Source organism: Hufsiella ginkgonis (assembly GCF_009834915.1).
Lineage (GTDB): Bacteria > Bacteroidota > Bacteroidia > Sphingobacteriales > Sphingobacteriaceae > Hufsiella > Hufsiella ginkgonis.
In genome coordinates, this window is record NZ_WVHS01000002.1 from 251,515 (window position 1) to 273,515 (window position 22,001).

Consider the following 22,001-nt stretch of genomic DNA (forward strand, 5'->3'; position numbering starts at 1 on the left):
ACACGCAGTATGAAAAGACTCCTGATTATCGCAATACTGTTCTTATGCACGTCTTTTAAAGAAGAGCCGGTGCCTGGTATCGTTAACCCGCGTTGCGAGATGCTGGTAAACCCGCTGGGGATCGATGCAGTTTTCCCGAGGTTAAGCTGGGAAATTGTGAGCGCGCAAAGAAACGTGGAACAGACCGCTTACCAGGTGATCGTCTCGTCTTCCCCGGAGAAACTAGAAGCAGGAAAAGGTGACCTGTGGAACTCCGGGAAGGTAACCAGCGATCAATCGGTACACGTTAACTATGCAGGCGTGTCGCTAAAAAGCCGGATGTCTTGTTTCTGGAAAGTTAAAACATGGACTAACCATGGCGAGTCTGCCTGGAGCGAACCGGCGAAGTGGACGATGGGGCTGATCAATTACGTGGACTGGAAAGGCAGGTGGATCGGTCTGGACAAGCTGGCCCAACAGGATCGCGGAACCCAGTTCTCCCGGTTATCGGCGAGGTACCTGCGAAAGGAGTTCAACGCGGCAAAAGCCATTAATAAAGCAACCATATACATCATTGGATTAGGCCTTTACGAGCTTTACATAAACGGGTCTCGTGTAGGGGATCAAGTGCTCGCGCCGGGACCTACCGACTACAATAAGGGAGTTAAATACAACACGTTCGATGTTACGGATCTACTAAAACAGGGTAAGAACGCCATCGGAACGATCTTGGGCAACGGCCGTTATTTCGCCATGCGGCAAGACTACAAACCTTATAAGATTAAAACGTTCGGCTACCCCAAGATGCTGATGAACCTGGATATCGAATACGCCGACGGCTCCAAAGAGACCATATCGACGGACGACACGTGGAGATTGAATGTAAACGGCCCTATACGCGCAAACAATGAGTATGATGGCGAAGAATACGATGCCACCAAAGAGTTCGCAGGCTGGGCCGCTGCCGGATTTAACGATGCATTATGGCCTAAAGCCACCTTCGTGCAAGAACCCGGTGGTACATACGAAGCCCAGATGAATAGTAATATGAAGGTAATGGAAACCATTAAGCCGGTATCCGTTAAGCGATTAAAATCAAATACTTATATACTTGACATGGGTCAGAACATGGCCGGCTGGCTCCGGCTGCGGGCAACCGGTAAGCGCGGCGATAAGATCACCCTTCGCTTTGCCGAAACCCTGCAGCCGGATGGCGGACTTTACGTGAGGAACCTGCGCGATGCGTTGGTCACCGATATATATACGATGAAAGGTACTGTGAAAGAATCGTGGGAACCATCTTTCGTTTATCATGGCTTCAGGTACGCGGAAATTACCGGATACCCGGGAACGCCTACAGTAAATGATTTTGACGGCAGGGTGGTATATGATGACATGATCACCGCCGGCGATTTCACCACCTCGAACGCAACCATCAACCATGTTTACAAAAACGCTTACTGGGGCATCCGCAGTAATTATAAAGGAATGCCGGTAGACTGTCCGCAACGAAATGAACGTCAACCCTGGCTGGGCGACCGCACGACCGGCGCTTATGGCGAAAGCTTCATCTTCGATAATGGCAGGTTGTATGCCAAATGGCTGGATGACATTCGTCAATCCCAGAAGGAAGACGGAAGTATCCCGGATGTGGCCCCCTCGTTCTGGCGCTACTATGGAGATAACGTAACCTGGCCGGGGACCTATATCGCCGTGGCCGACATGTTGTATACCCAATATGGTGATGAAACCGCTGTCGCCGAACACTATCCATACATGAAAAAATGGATGGATTACATGGCAGAAAAATATTCCGCAAATGGAATTATTACAAAAGACAAGTATGGCGATTGGTGCGTACCGCCCGAATCAAAAGAGCTGATTCATGCCAGGGACCCGGCGAGGATCACCGACGGTGAGCTGATCGCTACCGCAACGTATATCCGCTGGCTTTCAGTAATGGAGCGTTTCGCCAAGTTACTCGATAAAACATCAGACGCAAAATCGTTCGCTTTCCTGTCTGATAACATGAAGGCCGCGTTTAACCGAAAGTTTTATAATACTTCAAACGCACAGTACAGCAACAATACGGTTACCGCAAACCTGCTCCCGCTGATGTTTGGCATAGTGCCGGCCGGCAGTGAAGACAAAGTGCTGAAGAACATCGGGGATAAGATCCTGATCGGGAACAATGGTCATATCAGCACCGGCGTGATCGGCACGCAGTGGCTGATGCGCGGTCTTTCCTCGCACGGAAGGGCGGATATTGCATACAAGATCGCTTCAAATACCGACTACCCGAGCTGGGGTTATATGGCGGAGAATGGCGCTACTACCATCTGGGAGCTGTGGAACGGCAATACCGCCGATCCTGAAATGAACTCCCAGAACCACGTGATGCTCCTGGGAGACCTGGTTGTATGGTATTACGAAAACCTGGCAGGAATCAAGACCTCTGCCGAAGCGCCGGGGTTTAAAAAAATTATCATGAAACCCGAAATGGCCGACGGGCTGAACTCCGCAAAGGCGATGTACCGATCGATGTATGGCATCATAAAAAGCAGCTGGCGTAAAAGTGAAGGCCAGTTTTCCTGGGATATCACCGTGCCACCCAATACGAAAGCGCTGATCTATATCCCCGCAGGAATAAATGCACAGGTCACCGAAAGCGGGAAACCGGCCGCGACCGCCCAAGGGGTCCGGTTCGTCGAAAATATACCAGGACGCCAGGTTTTTGAGGCAGGTTCGGGAAATTATTCATTTACATCGCCATTAACTCATTGAATATGAAAAGATTAATAATTACGTCAGCGTTCCTGGCGGCCGTATCATTCACTTCCGCCTATGCGCAGGAACAACCAAAAGTAACGGCGCCGACCGCTGAAACGAAAGCAAAATCGGATGCGGAACTGGATAAAAAGGCCGGTGAATGGGCGGCTTCACTGACCTTAGGCGATACAGAAAAGGAAACGAGGGTAAAAGGTGTGATCCTGGCTCACCTTAAAGCTGTCCGCGACTGGCACAATGACCACCCTCCTGTTACCGTTCCTGCCGGCATTAATCCCTTATCAGGCAAACCGTTATCCGATCTCGACCGGCAGTTGATCGCCGACTCGGCAATCCCTTCGTCTGTTCACCAGGACCTGATGGCCGGCCTGGGCAAGGATCTTACTGCTGATCAGGTAAATGCGATCCTTGATAAATACACGATCAGCAAAGTGGCTTTTACCATGGGTGGTTACCGCGCCATCGTTCCCAACCTCACCGCCAGGGAAGAAGAAGCGATCCTGGGATTCCTGGTACAGGCACGCGAACAGGCCGTGGATTACAAGAACATGACCGAGATCTCCGCTATTTTCGAGATCTACAAAACCAAATCCGAGCAATACCTCAATGCCAATGGCCGCAATTGGCGCGAGATGTATAAAGCCTATACTGATGCGGTAAAAGCAAAAAAACTGCAGGATACCAAAAAACAATAAAAAGGTAATGAACAAAGAAGGATCTGCAATGAAGAACTACTTGTCAGGAACAAGAAAAAATATTTGCGTCATGCTAATGGTCCTGGCAGCGGCAACCGATTCGTATGCACAGCCGCTTCCATGGAAATCCGGGATTTTGCTCGATGAGTTTATTTTCGAGAAAGCCCCGTTTCCCGAGAGCCACGCGGCAACGATTGCAGAAACACCGGGCGGCCTGGTAACAGCCTGGTTTGGAGGGACTAAGGAGCGAAACCCGGATGTATGTATCTGGGTGAGCAGGCAGGTTAACGGAAAGTGGACGGCGCCCGCGAACGTCGCTGACGGCATCCAGGATGAAAAACTACGGTACCCTACCTGGAATCCCGTGCTTTTCCAGGTGCCTGGCGGCGATCTGTTATTGTTTTATAAAGTGGGACCAAGCCCGTCGACCTGGAAAGGCTGGATGAAAACCTCTCCGGATGGCGGCGTAACCTGGTCTAAAGCCATTGCACTACCCGGGGGCTACATCGGCCCGGTAAAAAATAAACCAGTGTTACTGGCTAACGGAAACTTATTCTGCCCGTCGAGTACCGAAGGAAATGGGTGGAAGCTGCATTTCGAAGTAACCCCCGACTTCGGAAAAACATGGAGGACCGTCGGCCCGATCAGCGACGGGAAAACACTGAACGCGATCCAACCCAGTATTCTCCAACATGGAAACGGCAAGCTACAGATCCTCGCGCGGAGCCGCGACAGGGCGTTAATAGAGTCCTGGTCATACGATAACGGCGAAACCTGGACAACTCCAACGAAAACAACCCTGCCTAATAATAATTCCGGCACAGATGCGGTAACACTAAAAGACGGCAGGCATATGCTGGTGTACAACCATGTTTTACCGCCGGGAACAGAAGCCAAAGGCCCAAGAACGCCTTTAAATATTTCCGTCTCAAAAGATGGAAGAACCTGGTATGCCGGCGCGATCATCGAAGATTCACCGGTCAGTCAATATTCATATCCCTCTATTATCCAAACTTCCGACGGGTTGGTCCATGTAGTCTACACCTGGAGAAGGTTGGCCATCAAGCATACGGTCATAGACCCGTCAAAGCTGAAATTGAAGAAAATAACAGGCGGCACCTGGCCCGGGATCAAGGGCTATACCGCACCGGTCGCCACGGAGATCACCAAAGACGGGGGGGAATAACATGCAAGGATTAACGATATATTTCCCGGGTAAACTAGTGTTCGGAAAGAACTGCCTGGCCGACCTTCCCGGGGATATTATCCGGCTGCAGCCGGCGAAAGTGCTGGTCATTACGATAAGGCCGCTATTGAATGCGCTGGCCGGTTTTACCGCACAGCTGATAGCTGCGGGAATTGAGGTCAAAACAAATACCAGCATCACACGCGAGCCGTCGTTTAACGACTTTAAAGCGCTGATGGAAGATGTTTCTCTTTTTAACCCCGGCGTGGTGGTTGGAATTGGCGGAGGCAGCGTGCTCGACGTGGCGAAATTGGTCGCCGCACAACTCGAAAACGATCAACTGCTTGAAGAGATTGTTGGCATCGGGTTTCTAAGGTCGAGAAAAAAGAAACTTATTTGCGTTCCGGCCACATCCGGTACCGGGAGTGAAGCTTCCCCTAACGCCATTCTGGTCGACGATACAGACAACCAGAAAAAAGGGATCATCAGCCCGTTTTTGGTACCAGATATGGTATATGTTGATCCCATGTTAACCCTCAGCGTGCCGCCAGACGTAACCGCCGCTACGGGGCTCGACGCGCTTACCCATTGTTTAGAGGCCTATACCAACAAGTTTGCGCACCCGTTTATCGACTTGTACGCGTTTGAAGGCATGCGCCTTATTGCCCGGAACCTGGTGAAAGCGGTGACGGACGGCACCGACGAAGAAGCCCGCGCGCAGGTAGCCATGGGCAGCTTATTGGGCGGCATTTGTCTCGGTCCGGTTAACACCGCTGCCGTTCATGCGCTATCGTACCCGTTAGGAAGCGGGTTCCACCTCGCGCACGGCCTTTCAAACGCGCTTTTATTACCCTATGTGATGGAGTTCAACGCCCCTTCCAGTTCAAAGCGCTACGCACAAGTGGCTATCGCCCTTGGCTGTGAACCGGCGGGAACAGATGATGAAACAGCTTTAAGAGGCATCAGAAAGGTACGCGAGCTGGTAAGATCGTGCGGCATACCTTCAACACTCCGGGAGGTAGGCATCCCGGAAAGCGCCATTCCCGCGATGGCCAATGATGCGTTAAAAATAACACGACTATTAAAAAACAATCCCAGGGAGGTGACGCTGGAAGATGCCGTCGCCATATACAAGGCAGCTTATTAATGAAAAGGATCAAGAAAAAATACCAGGGAAATGTGATACCGCTGATCACGCCCCTCACGCCAGGGCTGGCGCTGGACGAGGCCGCAGTGGAGCGGATAGTTATCCGGGCGCAGGACCACGGCGCCATGCCGTTTGTAATGGGCACAACAGGCGAGTCGGTTTCGCTGTCAAACGCACTTAAACACGATTATATCAGGCAGGCCGCGAGGCTAAAACGCCAGGGAACGCAACTGTATGCCGGAATTTCATCTAACAGCCTCGAGGAAGCCGTGGTTTTCGGCAAACAGTGCTTTGATGAAGGCGCGGATGCCGTGGCGGCTACGTTGCCCTCTTATTACCAGCTCACAGAGTACCAGATGAAAAACTGGTTCGAACAATTGGCAGACGGGATCGGTGGTCCGCTGATCATTTATAATATTCCCGCCACTACACATATGTCCATTCCCCTGGACCTCATCAACGACTTAAGCCGGCATGAATTCATCGTGGGTACCAAGGATTCCGAAAGAAACGAGCAACGCTTACACGACTCGCTGGCACTCTGGAGGGATCGCCCTGATTTTAGTCATTTTCTTGGTTGGGCCGCCAAATCGGCCATGGGGCTTGAAAATGGAAGCGACGGCCTGATCCCGAGCACCGGGAATCTTCACCCGGCACTTTACCAGCAGCTGGAACGTGCGGTAGCCGAAGGGGATATGGACCATGCCTATTACTGCCAGGTACTTTCTGACAGGCTGGGCGATATTTACCAGTCGGGCCGCACATTGGGCGGATCCCTTTGGGCACTAAAGGTGCTGATGAGCGAATTTGAGCTCTGCGAGTCGTTTATGATGCCCCCGTTAACGGGAGGAACACCGGAGGACGCCGCGAAATTGAAAGAAGCCTTACGTAAAACCCTGTCGGCAGAAGAACTGCCTTTATCCATCAGCAGGCCATGAATATTAAACCTATCGTTGCGGTTACCATGGGTGACCCGGCCGGTATCGGTCCCGAAATAGCCGTGAAGGCGCTCTTACAAGATAACGTTACCTCGATATGCCGACCGATCTTAATTGGCGATGCTGCCACTTTAAACGATATTATTAAAAGACTGGCATTAAAGGCCACGGTCAACGCGGTAAACAATGTGTCGGATGCCCGTTTTGAACCGGGAGTTATCGATGTTTTCGACCTCGAAAACGTCGACCTGGAAACACTTCATTTTGGCGAGATCTCGGCCATGGCCGGGGCCGCATCGTTCGAATCGGTTAAAAAAGCGATAGACCTTGCCCTCGCGGGCGAAGCCGACGCAACAGTGACCGGGCCTATCAACAAGAAATCGGTGAACGAAGCGGGTCATCATTTTGCCGGTCACACAGAGATCTATGCCTATTTCACGGGTACCCGCAAGTATGCGATGCTGCTGGTGGAAGATAACCTGAAGGTGATCCACGTGTCTACGCATGTTTCGCTCAGGCAGGCATGTGACCTGGTGAAGAAAGACCGGATATTGGAGGTGGTCGGCCTGTTACAGGACGGATTGATCAGCCTCGGCGAAACCAACCTAAAGATTGGCATTGCCGGATTAAATCCACATGCCGGAGACTCTGGCTTATTTGGTACGGAAGACGATGAAGAGATCCTGCCCGCGGTAGAAGAGGCCAGGCGCCGCGGGTTTGACGTTGAAGGGCCGGTTCCGGCAGACACTTTATTTTCAAAAGCGGCTACCGGTTTTTATGGCGGTGTAGTCGCTATGTACCACGACCAGGGCCATATTCCATTCAAGCTTTCGGGCTTTAAATGGAACCCGGAAAAGAAACAGATGGACAGCGTAAAAGGCGTAAATATCACCATGGGGTTACCAATTATCCGCACTTCTGTTGATCATGGTACCGCTTTTGAGATCGCCGGTAAGGGCGTAGCCAGCGCAGATGCCATGGTGCTGGCCATCGAGTCGGCAGTTCAATTGGCCAGGTATCGTAAAACCGCGTATCCCGCAACATGATCGCGGTAATTGCGGATGACCTGACGGGCGCTGCTGAAATCGCGGGCATCGGCCTGCGTTTCGGGCTAAACGTGGAACTCTCGATGGAAGTACCGGGAGCCTCGCATGCGGATCTGCTGGTGATCGCCACCGACACGCGTTCGCGTTCGCGGGAAGAAGCCGTAGCCATCTCCGGAAAAACCACCTCGGCGCTGACAAAACTACGGCCGCAATGGATCTATAAGAAGATCGACTCCGTAATGCGCGGTCACCTGCTCCCGGAAATCGCGGCGCAAATGACCGCCATGAATTGCGACACGGCATTGATCGTGCCCGCTAATCCACACCTTGGGCGAACCATCAAAAACGGCAGGTACCTGGTCCATGATACCCCGGTTAACCAGACCGGTTTTGCTCACGACCCGGATTTCCCGGTAACAGAGTCAGACATTTTAAGGAGGTTCAGCCAGGAAGAACATACGCTGCAGGTATTGAGCTGCCGCGGGGAACTATCCGGTAAGGGCATTTACGTCGGCGAAGCGGCATCCGGTTCAGACCTCGGCGCATGGGCCGGGCTAAAAAGCAAGCCAGGGGTTTTGGCCGGAGCGGCGGGTTTTTTTTCTTCGCTGCTGGAACATGAAGGATTAAAAGCGCGGATCAATGTCAAGGCAGTCCGTTTTGAATCCCCTTCTTTATACGTATGCGGCAGCGCCTACAAAGAGCGGGTAGACCTGGTCCGGGCGGCATTTGAACGAAATTCACCAGTAAGCTACCTTCCGGCGGCATTAACGCAGGCCGTAGCGCGCGCAGGGGCCGGTGTAACCGCGTGGTGCGACGAGATTGTTTCGCTGCTTAACCAATATGGTACCGCGATCATCGCCATAGACCCCGCGGCGGTGGAACCATCGGCTACGGCAACCCATCTCCGGAAAGTAATGGCCGCGGCGGTAGCCCGGGTGCTTCGTAACATACCGGTTAGAGAGCTTTTTATTGAAGGGGGATCCACGGCTTCTGCTATCTTAGAAGAAGCAAAAATAACCGCACTTTCGCCAATAAACGAGTTGGCTGCCGGGGTGGTCCGGATGCAGGCGGCCGCTGATCCCGGTTTTCATATCACCATAAAGCCAGGGAGTTATCATTGGCCGGAAATGGTAAACAACTTTTTTGCAAAGGCAAACTATACTAAACCAATTATATGATCAAACCTGTTTTAAGCGGTATTGACTATGGGATCATCGTCGCGGTCCTGCTCATTACCCTATATTTTGGATTGCGTTTTGCCCGGAACCAGGGGTCAACACAAGCCTATTTTTCGGCAAAAGGAAGAGTACCCGCATGGGCGATCGGGATGTCGCTGCTCGCCACGCTGATCAGCAGTGTCACGTTCCTGGGATACCCCGGGGAGGGGTATTCCTCTAACTGGATCCTCCTGGTGCAGGGACTGATGGTTCCGCTCGTGCTCTTCGGCACGATCTGGTTCATCGTACCCTTGTACCGTAAAGTAATCAAGCTCAGCACATACGAGTATTTCGAAAAAAGATTCGGCACCTTTGCCCGTTATTACAGCTCCGTGGCTTTCGTGCTCCGGCAGTTCTCAGGAATGGGGACGGTATTTTTTCTTCTTGCCATCGCGTTGTCGAACATGACGGGAGGCAATACTTTCGCTATTATTGTCCTTGTAGGGTCGCTCATTATCGTGATCAACCTGTTGGGCGGTATAGAAGCGGTGATCTGGCTGGATGTTTTCCAGGGGTTTATGCTATTCGCCAGCGGCATCGTCTGCCTGGTGATTATTGTACTGTCGGTTGACGGCGGACCTTCGGCCATTATGGAAGTGGCCGGCGCAAATGGAAGGACCGGGTTCGGGCCGTACGATGCGGACCTAACAAAGCTTACGTTCATCGTGATGGTGATCAATGGCATGTTCTACGCCATTCAAAAATACGGCACCGATCAGACCGTAGTACAACGGTACCTTACGGCGAAAACGGATAAAGGCGCGATCCGGGCATCTCTGATGGGTATTTTACTAACCGTTCCGGTATGGACCATGTTTATGCTGATCGGCACCGCGTTATTTGTGTTCTACAAACAAAATCCGTTGCCTGCAGGCATGAATCCCAATGCGGTTTTCCCGTATTTTATCATGACCCACTTGCCAAACGGCGCCATAGGCTTCATCCTGGCCGCCATGATCTCGGCCGCTGTCTGCAGCCTCAGCGCCGACCTGAATTCTCTTGCGGCAGTAGGGGTGGAGGATTACTACAAAAAGCTCCGGCCAAACCGTCCCGACAATGAGTATTTGCGCGCCGGAAAATGGATCGTAGTATTGTCCGGCATCGTTTCGATCCTGATCGGCGGTATTTATGTGAACGCCGGGAACGAAGGCGTTTTAGGCATTATCTTTACCTTGTATGCCATATTTTCGGGAGGGATCGTCGGAATTTTCCTGCTTGGCTTATTAAGTGCACGTGCCAACCGGCAGGGGATAAATATCGCGATCGCGGTATGTGTGGTGTTTACCGCTTATGCGTTCTTAACGTCGACACAGATTGGCAGCGGGGAGCGCAAAATATTGTTGCTCGATCTCGGCGACTACAACTTTAAACACCACAAACTGATGCTGGGTGTATACAGCCACGTGGTGGTTATCGTGGTTGGTTACATCGCCAGCCTCTTCTTCCCTAAACCAGCGCTCGATAAAAACTTATTGTACAGCGGCTGGCTGGCCGCAAAACGCGAAGCAAAAAGAAATTCATGAAAAAAATAACATTCATTTTCCTTCTCCTGCTGTCGGTGCATGCGGTTGGCCAGACTTCCGACGACGCCTTTAAAGAACCGTTAAAAAATGTGATCTCCAGGATCCGTGAACGGTACCAGGTGGCTATCCGCTATCCGGAAGAGCTCGTAAAAGACCGGTTTGTTACCTATGCGGGATGGCGGTTCACTCCAGATGCAGAGAAAACGATGGCGAACATTTTCGCGTCGCAGGATATTACTTTCGTAAAAGAAGGCGATCGTAAATATAAGCTGCAAGCTTATCAATATCACCTGAAAACCCCTGAAGAAGGAAAACTGCAGCTCGATTATTTCGCAACACTTTACAACGATCTCAGAGGATGGGAAAAACGAAAAGCCGTGTTAAAGAAAGAGATCCTTTCTGCTCTTCGTTTGCAGCCCTTACCCGTAAAACCGGCGTCGGCGCCCATAACTACACCCGTAAGAAAGATGAACGGCTATACCGTGCAGAATATCGCGATCGAAACGTTACCCGGGTTATATGTCTGCGGATCGGTGTACCGCCCGGTAAATGCAAAAGGCAAACTGCCCGTGATATTAAACCCGGACGGTCATTTTGATAAGGGCCGGTATCGTGCTGATAGCCAGTATCGTTGTGCGATGCTGGCCAGGATGGGAGCCATTGCGATGGATTACGATCTGTTCGCATGGGGCGAGTCGCTCTTACAGTTTAAAACCGCCGATCACCGCAGGGCGATCGCACAAAGCATCCAGGCGCTTAACGGTATGCGTATCCTGGATTACCTGCTGTCTCTCAGAGATTCAGATCCTTCCCGGGTCGCCATTACCGGGGGCTCGGGCGGTGGGAGTCAAACCATGCTGCTGTCAGCCATCGACGACCGGTTTACGCTAAGCGTCTCGGTAGTAATGCTATCTTCCTATCATAGTGGAGGTTGTCCATGCGAAAGCGGGATGGGGACGCATCTTTGCGGTGGCGGTACCAATAACGTGGAGATCGCGGCCATGTCCGCACCCAAACCCCAGCTGGTGATCTCAGACGGAAAGGACTGGACGCAAAATGTACCACAAACAGAATTTCCTTTCCTGCAGAAGATCTATGGATTTTATGGAAGAAGTGAGCTTGCAGAAAACGCGCATTTTCCCGGGGAAGGGCATGACTACGGTCTCAGTAAGCGGTTAGCCATGTACCGGTTCATTGCCGGGAACTTTCACCTCGATCTGAAAAAGATCGGGGACGCAAATGGAAAGATCGACGAAACCCCGGTGACCATAGAAACGGAAGCCGCTCAATACGTTTTCGGCGAAAAAGGGGAGAAGCTGCCAGCCAATGCCATCCGCAGCTTTGCAGACCTGGAAAAGATATTTACACGGTATACCACTCAGTAATGAACAGGCGAAAATTTATCGGGCGTACAGCGTTACTTGCAGGCGGATTACTGTTTCCCGCGATTTCAAAAGCGGGCGCAGCAAAGAAACAACGGTACAAAGTGGCGGTTATTGACCTGATGATCCTGAAGCGACAAAAATTAAGCGCGTTCCCGTTGGCAAAAGAACTGGGCGCAGATGGACTGGAAGTGGATATGGGCGGATTGGGCGATCGCGAAACGTTCGACAGCCAGCTTGGAGACGGCGAAATGCGCAAGCAGTTCCTGGCCAAAGCGAGAGAGCTGAACGTGGAGATCTGCTCGCTTGCCATGACGGGGTTTTACGCCCAGTCTTTCGCCGAACGCCCTACGTACCAGCGCATGATCCGTGATTGCTTTGATGCAATGAAGGCCATGGATGTAAAGATCGCTTTCCTGCCGCTTGGCATAAAAGGTGACCTGGTAAAGTATCCTGAACTGCGGCCGGCCATTGTAGAACGCCTGAAAGTGGTTGCCATGATGGCGGCCAAAGCCGGGGTGATCGTAGGAATCGAAACCGCACTGGATGCAGCTGGAGAGGTAGCTTTATTAAACGAGATCGGGTCGAAACACATCCAGGTCTATTTCAATTTTTCAAATCCGCTGAAAGCGGGAAGAGACCTGCACCAGGAGCTCCGCATCCTCGGCAAAAAGCGGATCTGCCAGATCCATTGCACGGACGAAGACGGCGTGTGGCTGCAAAATAATACCCGTCTCGATCTAAAAAAAGTTAAACAGACCCTCGATTCAATGGGATGGAAGGGTTGGCTGGTCATCGAACGCTCTAGGGACGCGAAAGAACCTACGAATGTGAAAAAGAATTTTACCGCAAATACCGCGTATGTAAAGTCCGTCTTCCAGGAATAAGATTTCCATTTTGACAAGTTGGAGTTAAGTGTCGAAATTATTCATAATTCATTGGTTGTCAAAATGATACCAGCGCTTGTAGATATCAGGATTACTATCCATTTTCGCGTCCCGCTAATGTGCAGATGGCGAATAATTACGACAAGATCCTGAGAGAGAATTTCCGGCAGCCTAAAAAACTGCTGGTTAGTGAACTATTGAACACCGATCCTGTACGCGTGGTGCCGCTGGTACCAAAAATCCAGCACACGATTCTCGAACGGGAAACCGACACCATTGCCGAGGTGCTTACCAGCGACGGTAAACTGGTGATCCTGCATATAGAATGGCAAAGCTCGAACGACCCCAAAATGGGCCTTAGGATGGCGATCTACGACCTCCTCCTGCATCAAACGTATGAGAAAGATGTGATTGGAGTGGTACTGTATGTGGGTAGATCCAAAATGACCATGACGGGAAAACTCGCTTTCGCCGGGTTGCGTTATAAATGTATCATATTAGATATCAGGAGATTTGATCCTTCCATGTTCCTGGAGTCGGATGACCCTGGCGAGATAATACTGGCGGTGCTGGCGGGAGGAGAAAACGACAAGTCACAGGTCGTAAATAGAATATTTGTTAAATTGCAGCAACTTTTAGATAATGATAAAACAGAGCTGAAAAAGCGGATCAGGCAGCTGGAGTTACTGTCATTACTGAGAGGAGAAGACGTACAGCGATTAGTTAATAAAAAGGAAGATAAAATGGCGGTTACAATAGACATCACACGGGATTTAAAATATCGGGCCGGCCTGGAAAAAGGTCAGGAGAGATTTTTTAAAGGGATTAACCAAATGCTCAGCGAAGGCTACTCACAAACCGAAATACAACGTTTCTTTGGTCTTTCGAAAAAAGAGATCAATCGCGTAATGGCGTTAAACGATGCTGCCGTCAAAGATCAATAGTTTATCATACCCCGATCTTCTTTTCGATCCTCTTGGCACAAAGATTAGCTTCAGCGAGGATTTTTTCATTAGCTACGCCCATATCGATATTGTGCAGCGTTGTTAACCTCGAAACCGTTAAACAAGCGATAATGCCCGAAGTCTTATTTCCTACCGGGATAGAAATATCGGTCACTCCCTCCGCCAGGTCGCTGTTTTTGATATAATAACCGTCTGCCCGGATTTTCGTCAGCGTTTGCATGAAATCTTTTTTTTGCTGGTCGGGGTAGGATTTATAGATCTTGATATTCTTTAACATCGCGCGCTGTTCATCTTCGGGAAGATAAGCAAGTAATACGCGGCCTGATGCGGTAAGCGGTAACGGGAACAGGTTTCCCTCCTCGATGGACAGTGCGATAGGTCCCGGGCTTTTCGAATGGATGATCACCATCAACTGGTTATGATATAAAATACTCAGGTGACAAGATTGACGAATAGTTTGCGAAAGCTCCTCCATCGGGTATTGTGCCGCTTTCCGCAGCTCATCTACCGGCGAATGCCTGTGCGAAATATGATATAACTTCAGCGAAAGTTTGTACTTGCCGGAAACTTCTTCCCTAAGAATATAACCACGTTCTTCCAGGCACATCAGCATGCGATAGATCTCATTTTGACTTCGTTCAATCCCCGTTGCAATCTCCGTTTGCGATTGCGGAGCCGATTGAGACGAAAGATACTCCAGGATGTCGAGTCCCTTATCTAAGGCGGGCGCCTGGTACCTGCTTTCTTTTTCCTGCATAATGGTTTTTACAATGGTCAGCCAAGACAAACTTAAGCAAAGTATTGTACTTTATGCCGCCGTGATGCGGCATAATTAAAATATATTTTCATATTTAAAAGTTATATTTATATTTGAATTACCAATTATTGAGCTGACTTGTTTAGGAACTATCTTCTTACCTCGCTTCTTATCATTGCTTGGGCGGCCTCGCAAGCTGCTGTCCTCACCGTGAGCGCTTTACGCTGTGAATCGAGAGTGAACCCTTCCGGTATAGAAACCCTGACGCCCCGATTTAGCTGGGAAATTACTTCACCGGTAAGGAATACACGGCAAACGGCTTACCGGATCCTTGTTTCGGACGACGCCACGATGCTTGCAAAAAACATCGGTAATGTATGGGATTCGAAAAAGACCTATTCAACGGCGTCTATTCAAGTCGCTTTCGCCGGAAAATCGCTGCAGGCCATTCGGTCCTATTCCTGGAAAGTGATGATATGGGATAACCACGGCCAATCTTCCGCCTGGAGTTTAACCGCAACTTGGCAAATGGGGTTATTAACGACCTCGGACTGGAAGAACGCCCGCTGGATCACGCACGAGATCATGCCTGATTCGATCCGCAATATTCTTCCCGTAGACGGACAAAAAGACAAGATTTATTTAAACAATACACTCCCGCTGCTGCGGAAAAGCTTTTCGCTAAAAGAACGGGTTAAGAAGGCGACCTTTTTTATTTCAGGGTTAGGTCACTTTGAGCTGCACGTAAACGGCAGGAAAATCGGCGATCACTTTCTCGACCCCGGCTGGACCAAATATGACAAAGAGGCCCAGTATGTCCCTTTTGATCTCACATCGCAGTTGCGCCCGGGAGAAAATGTACTCGGCGTGATGTTGGGAAATGGCTTCTATTATGTTCCGCTGGTTAAACAACGTTACCGCAAGCTGAAATCGGCTTTTGGTTTTCCTAAGATGATCGGCCGGCTGGTGATCGAATATACCAGCGGCCGGGTTGAAAATATCGTGAGCGACCCTTCCTGGAAAACTGCGGCCGGTCCCATCACTTTCTCCAGTATTTACGGTGGTGAAGACTATAACGCCAACCTTGAACAAAACGGCTGGGACGCGCCATCGTTTAACGACAGGACCTGGACGGCTGCTTTGCTTACAGATGGTCCGCCCCGGCTGTATGCCCAGCAACAGGAGCCCCTCAGGATATTTGAGAACTTCGCGCCGGCAAAATCCACGAAACTGGCATCGGGCGACTGGGTGTTCGACCTCGGTCAAAATGCCTCCGGGATCGTAAAGATCCAGGTAAAAGGGAACAAGGGTGATACCGTTAGGATCGTTCCTGCGGAGCTGTTAAAAGAAGATGGAAATGTAAACCAGCGTCCCGTTGGCAGCCCGTTTTATTTTGAATACGTATTAAAAGGCGAAGGCGTAGAAACGTGGCAGCCCCGTTTTACTTATTACGGCTTCAGGTACCTCCAGGTAAAAGGCGCAATGCCCGGGGGGCAGCCAAATCCTTCCCGTAAGGCTGAGGTCCTGGCGGTTACTGGCTTGCATATCCGCAACGCAGCAGAACGCGCCGGCAATTTTGCCAGTTCCAGCGACCTTTTCAACCGTACCGGTAAGCTTATCGACTGGGCGGTTAAAAGCAACATAGTAAGCGTTTTTACGGATTGTCCGCACCGCGAGAAACTCGGGTGGCTGGAGGAAGTTCACCTGGTGGGACCGTCGGTACGCTACAATTATGATATTGAAACATTATGCCGCAAGACCATTTCAGACATGATCAGTTCGCAGACTGCAGACGGATTGGTGCCCGGGATCGCACCTGAATATGTGAAATTTGAATGGGGTGGCGATATGTTCCGTGACTCCCCGGAATGGGGCAGCAGCAGCATCCTGGTGCCCTGGTACACCTATCAATGGTATGGAGACAGCCGGGTGTTGCGTGACAGCTACGCGATGATGCAGCGCTACATCGCTTACCTCGGCACGAAAGCTAAAAACAATATTCTTTCGCAGGGGCTGGGAGACTGGTACGACCTCGGACCAAAACCGCCGGGCGTGTCGCAACTTACCCCGATGGGAGTTACGGGCACCGCCATGTATTATTACGACCTGAAGGTGCTTTGTGAAATTGCGGCCCTGCTTGGCAAGTCAAACGACGTATCTCTCTATTCACAATTGGCGGAAAAAGTAAGAAAATCCTTTAACGATACCTTTTTCAACAGCGAGACCAAACAGTACGCTACCGGCAGTCAAACCGCTAACGCGATGGCCATTTACATGCAATTGGTTAATCCCGCTGATAAGGCGGCAGTGATGGATAACCTGGTAAAAGAGATCCGAAGCCATAATAACAGCCTCACTGCCGGTGATATCGGTTACCGTTACCTGCTCCGGGTATTGGAACAGGAAGGGCGCTCGGACGTGATCTTTGATATGAATAACCGCGATGATGTACCTGGCTACGGGTACCAATTAGCGAAAGGCGCCACCGCTTTAACCGAATCGTGGCAAGCGCTCCCAACGGTATCAAATAATCATTTGATGCTGGGGCATGTGATGGAATGGTTTTACAGTGGGCTCGCCGGCATTCGTCCCGCTGCCGGATCCATCGCGTTTAACCGCATACACATCCAGCCTGAAGTGGTAGGTGATATCTCTTCCGCACATGGTTCATACCATTCTCCTTATGGGATGATTTCGAGCGACTGGAAAAGAGACGACGTTACGTTTGAACTGAACGTCACCATTCCGCCGAACACGCTTGCAACCATTTATCTCCCCGCGGGAGAAAACGACAATATACAAGAAAATGGAAAATCGCTTGCCGGCACCCGTGGGTTAGAAGTGCTGAAGAACGAAAACGGGCGCACCGCGATTAAAACAGGGTCGGGTATATACCATTTCGTGGTAACAAAGAAATGATCATGAAAATACTCGGGCAAATAGCGTTAGCGCTGGTGGTCTTCGCAGGCGGAGCTACCGCCCGGCAGGACGGGAAAACGGTGCCTGCCGCTGCAATGCGGCAAATCTACGAGGAAGTTAAAACGCCCTATAAATACGGCATGGTGGTCGTTCCGGCCGACAATACCAGTAAAATTGATTGCCCTACCGTTTTTCAAAAAGGGAACAAATGGTACATGACCTACCTTGTATTTGACGGTCGCGGCTACGAAACCTGGTTGGCCGCCAGCACCGACCTGCTCGACTGGAAAGCAATGGGGAAGGTGCTTTCCCGCAGCGCGGATACCGCAAAATGGGACGCCAACCAGCTGGCTGGCTACCCTTCGCTTGGCGACACCAAATGGGGAGGCGGGTACCGGCTCGGCCGTTATAATGGCCGGCGTTGGATGTCGTACTTTGGGGGAAACGTGAAGGGCTACGAGGCGGGCGATCTATCCATCGCCATAGCGCATACTACCGGTGATGTAGCAACCGCCCATGAATGGGAGCATGCAGCCTCACCCGTGTTTACCGCCAGGGATCCCGGTGTACGCTGGTGGGAAAACCGGAAACTTTTTAAAAGCACCGTGATCCGCGATAAGCAAAAGCTGACCGGTTATCCTTTCGTAATGTACTACAACGCCAATGGCGATTCTGCAGTTAATAACGTAAAAACAAGGTGGTTTGAACGGATCGGGATGGCAGTGTCAAACGATATGGTCACCTGGAAACGCATGGTGAACGATCCGCTGGTACATCACCCGGTCGGTATTACCGGCGACCCCGTGATCCAAAAGATCGGGGATGTATGGGTAATGTTCTATTTCGGCGCCTTCTGGCAGGACCGGAAAGGGGCTTTTAATCGATTCGCCTGCTCTTACGACCTCGTGAACTGGACTGACTGGACAGGAGAAAACCTGGTCTCGTCGTCCGAACCGTTTGATGAGTTATACGCACATAAGTCATTTGTAGTGAAGCATAAAGGAGTAGTATATCACTTCTATTGCGCCGTAAATAAAAAGGAACAACGGGGTATAGCGGTAGCTACTTCTGTCGATAAAGGAAAAAGTAAACTTAATTTTATACCTGCGGGAAAGTGAGTATGGAGAAGATCCGTTTAAAGGGCATTACCTGGAATCATAGCCGCGGCCTGCTGCCCATGGCGGCGACTGCACAACGGTTTAATGAGCTGCATCCGCATATAGAGATCACCTGGGAAAAACGGTCGCTGCAGGAGTTCGCCGACCTGTCTATCGGGCAACTGGCCGCCAGGTTTGACTTGCTGATGATTGATCATCCCTGGGCTGGCTTCGCCGCCGAAACCGCGGCAGTGTTGCCGTTAGACCAATATTTACCGGCTGGGTTTATCGATGATCAGCGCAAAAACAGTGTCGGCCGTTCATACGGGAGTTATACCTACGGCGGTCATCAATGGGCTCTTTCAATAGACGCAGCCACGCCTGTAGCCTCAAGCCGGCCGGACCTGCTGGCTAAACACGGCTTATTGCTGCCTGCGCGCTTTAACGACCTGCTTGAACTTGCCAAACAGCGCCTCGTAGGGTTTTCGCTCATCCCCATAGATACACTAATGAGCTTTTACATGTTCTGCTGCTCACTCGGTGAACCGCCCTGCCTGCGAACGGAAGAGGTGATCTCCGAAAAGACCGGCACCCGGGCATTGCAATTGTTCAGGCAGCTCGCCAGCCTCGTGAACCGCGATTTTTTTGAGAAGAATCCCATCGCTGTTTATGAGACCATGACCCTGACCGACGAGATAGCCTATTGCCCCTTTGCTTACGGGTATTCCAATTATGCACGCGACGGCTATGCACGCAAGCTCCTGCATTTTCACGACCTGGTGAGCCTCGACGGAATTACGCCTATGCAAAGTACACTTGGCGGGACCGGCCTGGCGGTTTCATCCAACTGTACACATCGCCGGGAAGCGCTGATGTATGCAGAATATGTCGCGTCGCCAGTTTGCCAGCAGACGCTTTATTTCCAGAACGGCGGACAGCCGGGACATTTAAGTGCCTGGAAGAACGAAAAAGTTAACGCGTCGTCGTCCGACTATTTTACCAATACTTTACCTGCGCTGGAACGCGCCTTCCTGCGTCCACGGTACCATGGGCACATGTATTTCCAGGACCATGCGGGCGATTACGTAAGAGAATATTTACTGGACGGCGGTCAGGAACGCCCCCTGCTGCAAAAGCTGAACGACATCTACCATCAATCGCAAAAAGCGCAACCATTATGACGAAACCCCTGGAAGGCATCGTGATGCTTGAGTTCTGCCAGTTTATGGCCGGCCCGTCTGCGGGCCTCAAACTAGCCGACCTCGGGGCTAGGGTGATCAAAATTGAACGTCCCGTTCACGGCGAATCAGGCAGACAAATTGCCATAAAGAACATTTTTATCGAAGGAAACAGCCTGGTTTTTCACACCATCAACCGCAACAAGGAATCCTATGCCGCTGATCTGAAGAATCCCGCCGACCTTGCGATGGTTAAAAAGCTGATCGCACATGCGGATATTATCACGCATAACTTCCGTGCAGGCGTAATGGAAAAGCTCGGCCTGGATTACGGATCGGCAAAGGCGATCAATCCCAGGATCGTTTATGGTGTGGTTACCGGTTACGGGAATAACGGTCCCTGGGCGCTAAAACCCGGGCAGGACCTGCTGGTACAATCGCTCTCCGGCCTCACCTACCTCTCGGGAACGCGCAATGACGGCCCGGTGCCCTTCGGCCTGGCCGTTACGGATATTTTTTGCGGCGCGCATTTCGCCCAGGGACTGCTTGCCGCGTTACTGAAACGGGCAAAAACCAATAAAAGCGTGCTGGTGGAAGTAAGCCTGCTCGAGTCTGCGCTCGACATGCAGTTCGAGGTAATTACCACTTACCTGAACGATGGCGGCAAACTACCCATGCGCGGCGCGGCGAACGGCACCGGCCATGCTTACCTGAACGCGCCATATGGCGTTTACCGGACAAAAGACAGCTATCTCGCCATGGCCATGGGCGATCTTCCTGCCATCGGCGATGCGATCGGCTGCAAGATAACCGTACTTTTCCCCGACCCGGCGCGCTGGTTCGGCCAGCGTGACGATATCGCTAAACACATAGCCGATTGCCTGCGGGAACAAACCACTTCATACTGGGTAGCATTGCTGGAATCGTTAAAGATCTGGTGCTCGGCCGTATTTAACTACCGCGATGTGCTGGAACACGAAGGCTATAAATCACTGGAAATGGCGCAGGAAGTGCAGCTGTCAGGCGACAACACCTTAACTACTACACGCTGCCCCATCCGGATCAACCGGCAAAAGATCTATTCGCCGGTAGCCGCACCGCTGGCAGGCGCCGATACCGATTCCATTAACCACGAATTTAACCTCACCACTCATGAAACCACTTGAGGATTACCTGGTAATAGATTTCAGCCAATTCCTTTCGGGACCATCCGCCAGCCTTAAAATGGCAGACATGGGAGCGCGGGTCATTAAAATAGAGCGCCCGGTTACCGGTGATATTTGCCGGAGTCTGTATACTTCCAACGTAGTGATGAATGGCGAATCATCGGTATTTCACGCCATCAACCGCAATAAGGAAAGTTTCGCCGCCGATCTGAAGGACGAAAACGACCGGGCAGCCATCTGGCAGCTTATCGTAAAAGCCGATGTAGTAATGCATAACTTCCGCCCGGGCGTAATGAAACGGCTTGGCCTGGATTACGCAGCAGTAAGAAAAGTAAATCCAGGTGTGGTGTACGGCGAAATATCCGGTTACGGCGAAGAAGGGCCCTGGAAAGATAAGCCAGGGCAAGATCTCCTGCTGCAATCGCTCTCCGGCCTTACCTGGCTGAGCGGTAACGAAGGGAACGGGCCTGTACCCATGGGGCTCTCGATCATCGACATGCTGGCCGGTATGCATCTTTCGCAAGGTATTCTCGCCTGCCTGCTTCAGCGGACCGCTAATGCACAGGGTTCGCTGGTGCAGGTGAGCATGCTGGAATCGGCGCTCGACCTGCAGTTTGAAACGATTACCACCTTTTACCGCGATGGGGTGTTGCCCGAACGCTCCCGGCAAAACAACGCGCACGCGTATTTAAGCGCACCTTACGGGGTTTATAAAACAGTAAACAGCTACATTGCGCTGGCCATGGGAAGTATTCCGCAACTGGGCAAACTGTTAAACTGTAGCGGACTGCTTGAATTTAACAGCATTGATGCCGCATTTGAACACCGTGACGAAATAAAATCTATTTTAGCTGGCCATTTATTGACAAACACCACCGAATATTGGCTTTCCGTACTTGAACCTGCGGATATCTGGTGTTCGGACGTGCTTTCCTGGGACAGGCTGATGCAGCACGACGGCTTTAAGTCGTTAGAAATGGTCCAGGAAGTACAAATGAGCGACGGGTTTACTTACCGTACTACCCGCTGCCCGATCCGGATAGATGGTGAACTAATGACATCGGCTAAAGGATCGCCAAAGCTAGGCGAAGATAATAGTCGTGTATTTAGCGACTTATCAATTAACTAACCA

At 51.1% G+C, this 22,001-nt stretch carries 17 protein-coding genes; 16 read left to right on the forward strand and 1 reads right to left on the reverse strand.

From position 1 onward, the window contains the following. The first annotated feature begins 9 nt into the window (after positions 1-9). From GS398_RS07820 to GS398_RS07870, 11 genes are all read left to right on the forward strand, one after another. Positions 10-2,763, forward strand: a complete 2,754-nt coding sequence (locus GS398_RS07820; RefSeq protein WP_160906212.1) for an alpha-L-rhamnosidase — start codon at positions 10-12, stop codon at positions 2,761-2,763. Positions 2,764-2,765: 2 nt separating this feature from the next. Beyond that, on the forward strand, positions 2,766-3,461 hold the full coding sequence (locus GS398_RS07825; RefSeq protein WP_160906213.1) for a DUF3826 domain-containing protein: 696 nt from the start codon (positions 2,766-2,768) through the stop codon (positions 3,459-3,461). A 7-nt stretch (positions 3,462-3,468) separates the two neighbouring features. Then, positions 3,469-4,647: a sialidase family protein gene (locus GS398_RS07830; RefSeq protein ID WP_237488132.1), complete on the forward strand. Its 1,179-nt coding sequence runs from the start codon at positions 3,469-3,471 to the stop codon at positions 4,645-4,647. Between the two features lies 1 nt (position 4,648). Beyond that, positions 4,649-5,794, forward strand: coding sequence for an iron-containing alcohol dehydrogenase (locus tag GS398_RS07835; protein ID WP_160906214.1), 1,146 nt, complete (start codon positions 4,649-4,651; stop codon positions 5,792-5,794). After that, on the forward strand, positions 5,794-6,732 hold the full coding sequence (locus tag GS398_RS07840) for a dihydrodipicolinate synthase family protein (RefSeq protein ID WP_160906215.1): 939 nt from the start codon (positions 5,794-5,796) through the stop codon (positions 6,730-6,732). The genes GS398_RS07835 and GS398_RS07840 overlap by 1 nt, the downstream gene beginning before the upstream one ends. Next, a complete protein-coding gene (pdxA, locus tag GS398_RS07845) occupies positions 6,729-7,778 on the forward strand; it encodes a 4-hydroxythreonine-4-phosphate dehydrogenase PdxA (protein ID WP_160906216.1) in 1,050 nt (349 codons plus the stop codon). The genes GS398_RS07840 and pdxA overlap by 4 nt, the downstream gene beginning before the upstream one ends. Then, entirely contained in the window at positions 7,775-8,956 is a 1,182-nt protein-coding gene (locus GS398_RS07850) for a four-carbon acid sugar kinase family protein (protein WP_160906217.1), read from the forward strand. The genes pdxA and GS398_RS07850 overlap by 4 nt, the downstream gene beginning before the upstream one ends. Beyond that, positions 8,953-10,518, forward strand: a complete 1,566-nt coding sequence (locus tag GS398_RS07855) for a sodium:solute symporter family protein (RefSeq protein ID WP_160906218.1) — start codon at positions 8,953-8,955, stop codon at positions 10,516-10,518. Before GS398_RS07850 ends, GS398_RS07855 begins: the two co-directional genes overlap by 4 nt. Then, entirely contained in the window at positions 10,515-11,903 is a 1,389-nt protein-coding gene (locus GS398_RS07860) for an alpha/beta hydrolase family protein (RefSeq protein ID WP_160906219.1), read from the forward strand. Before GS398_RS07855 ends, GS398_RS07860 begins: the two co-directional genes overlap by 4 nt. Beyond that, entirely contained in the window at positions 11,903-12,787 is an 885-nt protein-coding gene (locus GS398_RS07865; RefSeq protein ID WP_160906220.1) for a sugar phosphate isomerase/epimerase family protein, read from the forward strand. The genes GS398_RS07860 and GS398_RS07865 overlap by 1 nt, the downstream gene beginning before the upstream one ends. 125 nt (positions 12,788-12,912) lie before the next feature. Next, positions 12,913-13,731 (forward strand): RpnC/YadD family protein, encoded by an 819-nt coding sequence (locus GS398_RS07870; protein WP_160906221.1) that lies wholly within the window; start codon positions 12,913-12,915, stop codon positions 13,729-13,731. A gap of 4 nt (positions 13,732-13,735) precedes the next feature. Here the strand turns inward: GS398_RS07870 and GS398_RS07875 are convergent, their stop codons facing one another. Continuing rightward, complete coding sequence (locus GS398_RS07875; RefSeq protein WP_160906222.1) at positions 13,736-14,509, reverse strand: IclR family transcriptional regulator; 774 nt, start codon at positions 14,507-14,509, stop codon at positions 13,736-13,738. A gap of 210 nt (positions 14,510-14,719) precedes the next feature. Here GS398_RS07875 and GS398_RS07880 point away from each other — a divergent pair, with 210 nt between their 5' ends. The 5 genes from GS398_RS07880 to GS398_RS07900 are packed head-to-tail and all read left to right on the forward strand — an operon-like array spanning position 14,720 to position 21,998. Continuing rightward, a complete protein-coding gene (locus tag GS398_RS07880; protein WP_369410242.1) occupies positions 14,720-17,428 on the forward strand; it encodes a family 78 glycoside hydrolase catalytic domain in 2,709 nt (902 codons plus the stop codon). 2 nt (positions 17,429-17,430) lie between these two features. Continuing rightward, positions 17,431-18,546 carry a glycoside hydrolase family protein gene (locus GS398_RS07885; RefSeq protein WP_237488133.1) on the forward strand — a complete coding sequence of 372 codons (1,116 nt, stop codon included), beginning with the start codon at positions 17,431-17,433 and terminating at the stop codon, positions 18,544-18,546. Between the two features lie 2 nt (positions 18,547-18,548). Beyond that, the gene (locus tag GS398_RS07890) at positions 18,549-19,706 is read left to right on the forward strand and encodes an ABC transporter substrate-binding protein (protein WP_160906224.1); all 1,158 of its coding nucleotides are present in this window, start codon (positions 18,549-18,551) and stop codon (positions 19,704-19,706) included. Then, positions 19,703-20,869: a CaiB/BaiF CoA transferase family protein gene (locus GS398_RS07895; RefSeq protein WP_160906225.1), complete on the forward strand. Its 1,167-nt coding sequence runs from the start codon at positions 19,703-19,705 to the stop codon at positions 20,867-20,869. The genes GS398_RS07890 and GS398_RS07895 overlap by 4 nt, the downstream gene beginning before the upstream one ends. Further along, positions 20,856-21,998 (forward strand): CaiB/BaiF CoA transferase family protein, encoded by a 1,143-nt coding sequence (locus tag GS398_RS07900; protein WP_160906226.1) that lies wholly within the window; start codon positions 20,856-20,858, stop codon positions 21,996-21,998. Before GS398_RS07895 ends, GS398_RS07900 begins: the two co-directional genes overlap by 14 nt. Positions 21,999-22,001: the final 3 nt, after the last annotated feature.

What these genes read in the sequence shown, in the direction of transcription:
- GS398_RS07895 (WP_160906225.1), top strand. Translation starts at nt 19,703, where the DNA reads ATGACGAAACCCCTGGAAGGCATCGTGATGCTTGAGTTCTGCCAGTTT.
- pdxA (WP_160906216.1), top strand. Translation starts at nt 6,729, where the DNA reads ATGAATATTAAACCTATCGTTGCGGTTACCATGGGTGACCCGGCCGGT.
- GS398_RS07820 (WP_160906212.1), top strand. Translation starts at nt 10, where the DNA reads ATGAAAAGACTCCTGATTATCGCAATACTGTTCTTATGCACGTCTTTT.
- GS398_RS07890 (WP_160906224.1), top strand. Translation starts at nt 18,549, where the DNA reads ATGGAGAAGATCCGTTTAAAGGGCATTACCTGGAATCATAGCCGCGGC.
- GS398_RS07825 (WP_160906213.1), top strand. Translation starts at nt 2,766, where the DNA reads ATGAAAAGATTAATAATTACGTCAGCGTTCCTGGCGGCCGTATCATTC.
- GS398_RS07885 (WP_237488133.1), top strand. Translation starts at nt 17,431, where the DNA reads ATGAAAATACTCGGGCAAATAGCGTTAGCGCTGGTGGTCTTCGCAGGC.
- GS398_RS07840 (WP_160906215.1), top strand. Translation starts at nt 5,794, where the DNA reads ATGAAAAGGATCAAGAAAAAATACCAGGGAAATGTGATACCGCTGATC.
- GS398_RS07830 (WP_237488132.1), top strand. Translation starts at nt 3,469, where the DNA reads ATGAACAAAGAAGGATCTGCAATGAAGAACTACTTGTCAGGAACAAGA.
- GS398_RS07865 (WP_160906220.1), top strand. Translation starts at nt 11,903, where the DNA reads ATGAACAGGCGAAAATTTATCGGGCGTACAGCGTTACTTGCAGGCGGA.
- GS398_RS07835 (WP_160906214.1), top strand. Translation starts at nt 4,649, where the DNA reads ATGCAAGGATTAACGATATATTTCCCGGGTAAACTAGTGTTCGGAAAG.
- GS398_RS07870 (WP_160906221.1), top strand. Translation starts at nt 12,913, where the DNA reads ATGGCGAATAATTACGACAAGATCCTGAGAGAGAATTTCCGGCAGCCT.
- GS398_RS07860 (WP_160906219.1), top strand. Translation starts at nt 10,515, where the DNA reads ATGAAAAAAATAACATTCATTTTCCTTCTCCTGCTGTCGGTGCATGCG.
- GS398_RS07900 (WP_160906226.1), top strand. Translation starts at nt 20,856, where the DNA reads ATGAAACCACTTGAGGATTACCTGGTAATAGATTTCAGCCAATTCCTT.
- GS398_RS07850 (WP_160906217.1), top strand. Translation starts at nt 7,775, where the DNA reads ATGATCGCGGTAATTGCGGATGACCTGACGGGCGCTGCTGAAATCGCG.
- GS398_RS07855 (WP_160906218.1), top strand. Translation starts at nt 8,953, where the DNA reads ATGATCAAACCTGTTTTAAGCGGTATTGACTATGGGATCATCGTCGCG.
- GS398_RS07875 (WP_160906222.1), bottom strand. Translation starts at nt 14,509, where the DNA reads ATGCAGGAAAAAGAAAGCAGGTACCAGGCGCCCGCCTTAGATAAGGGA.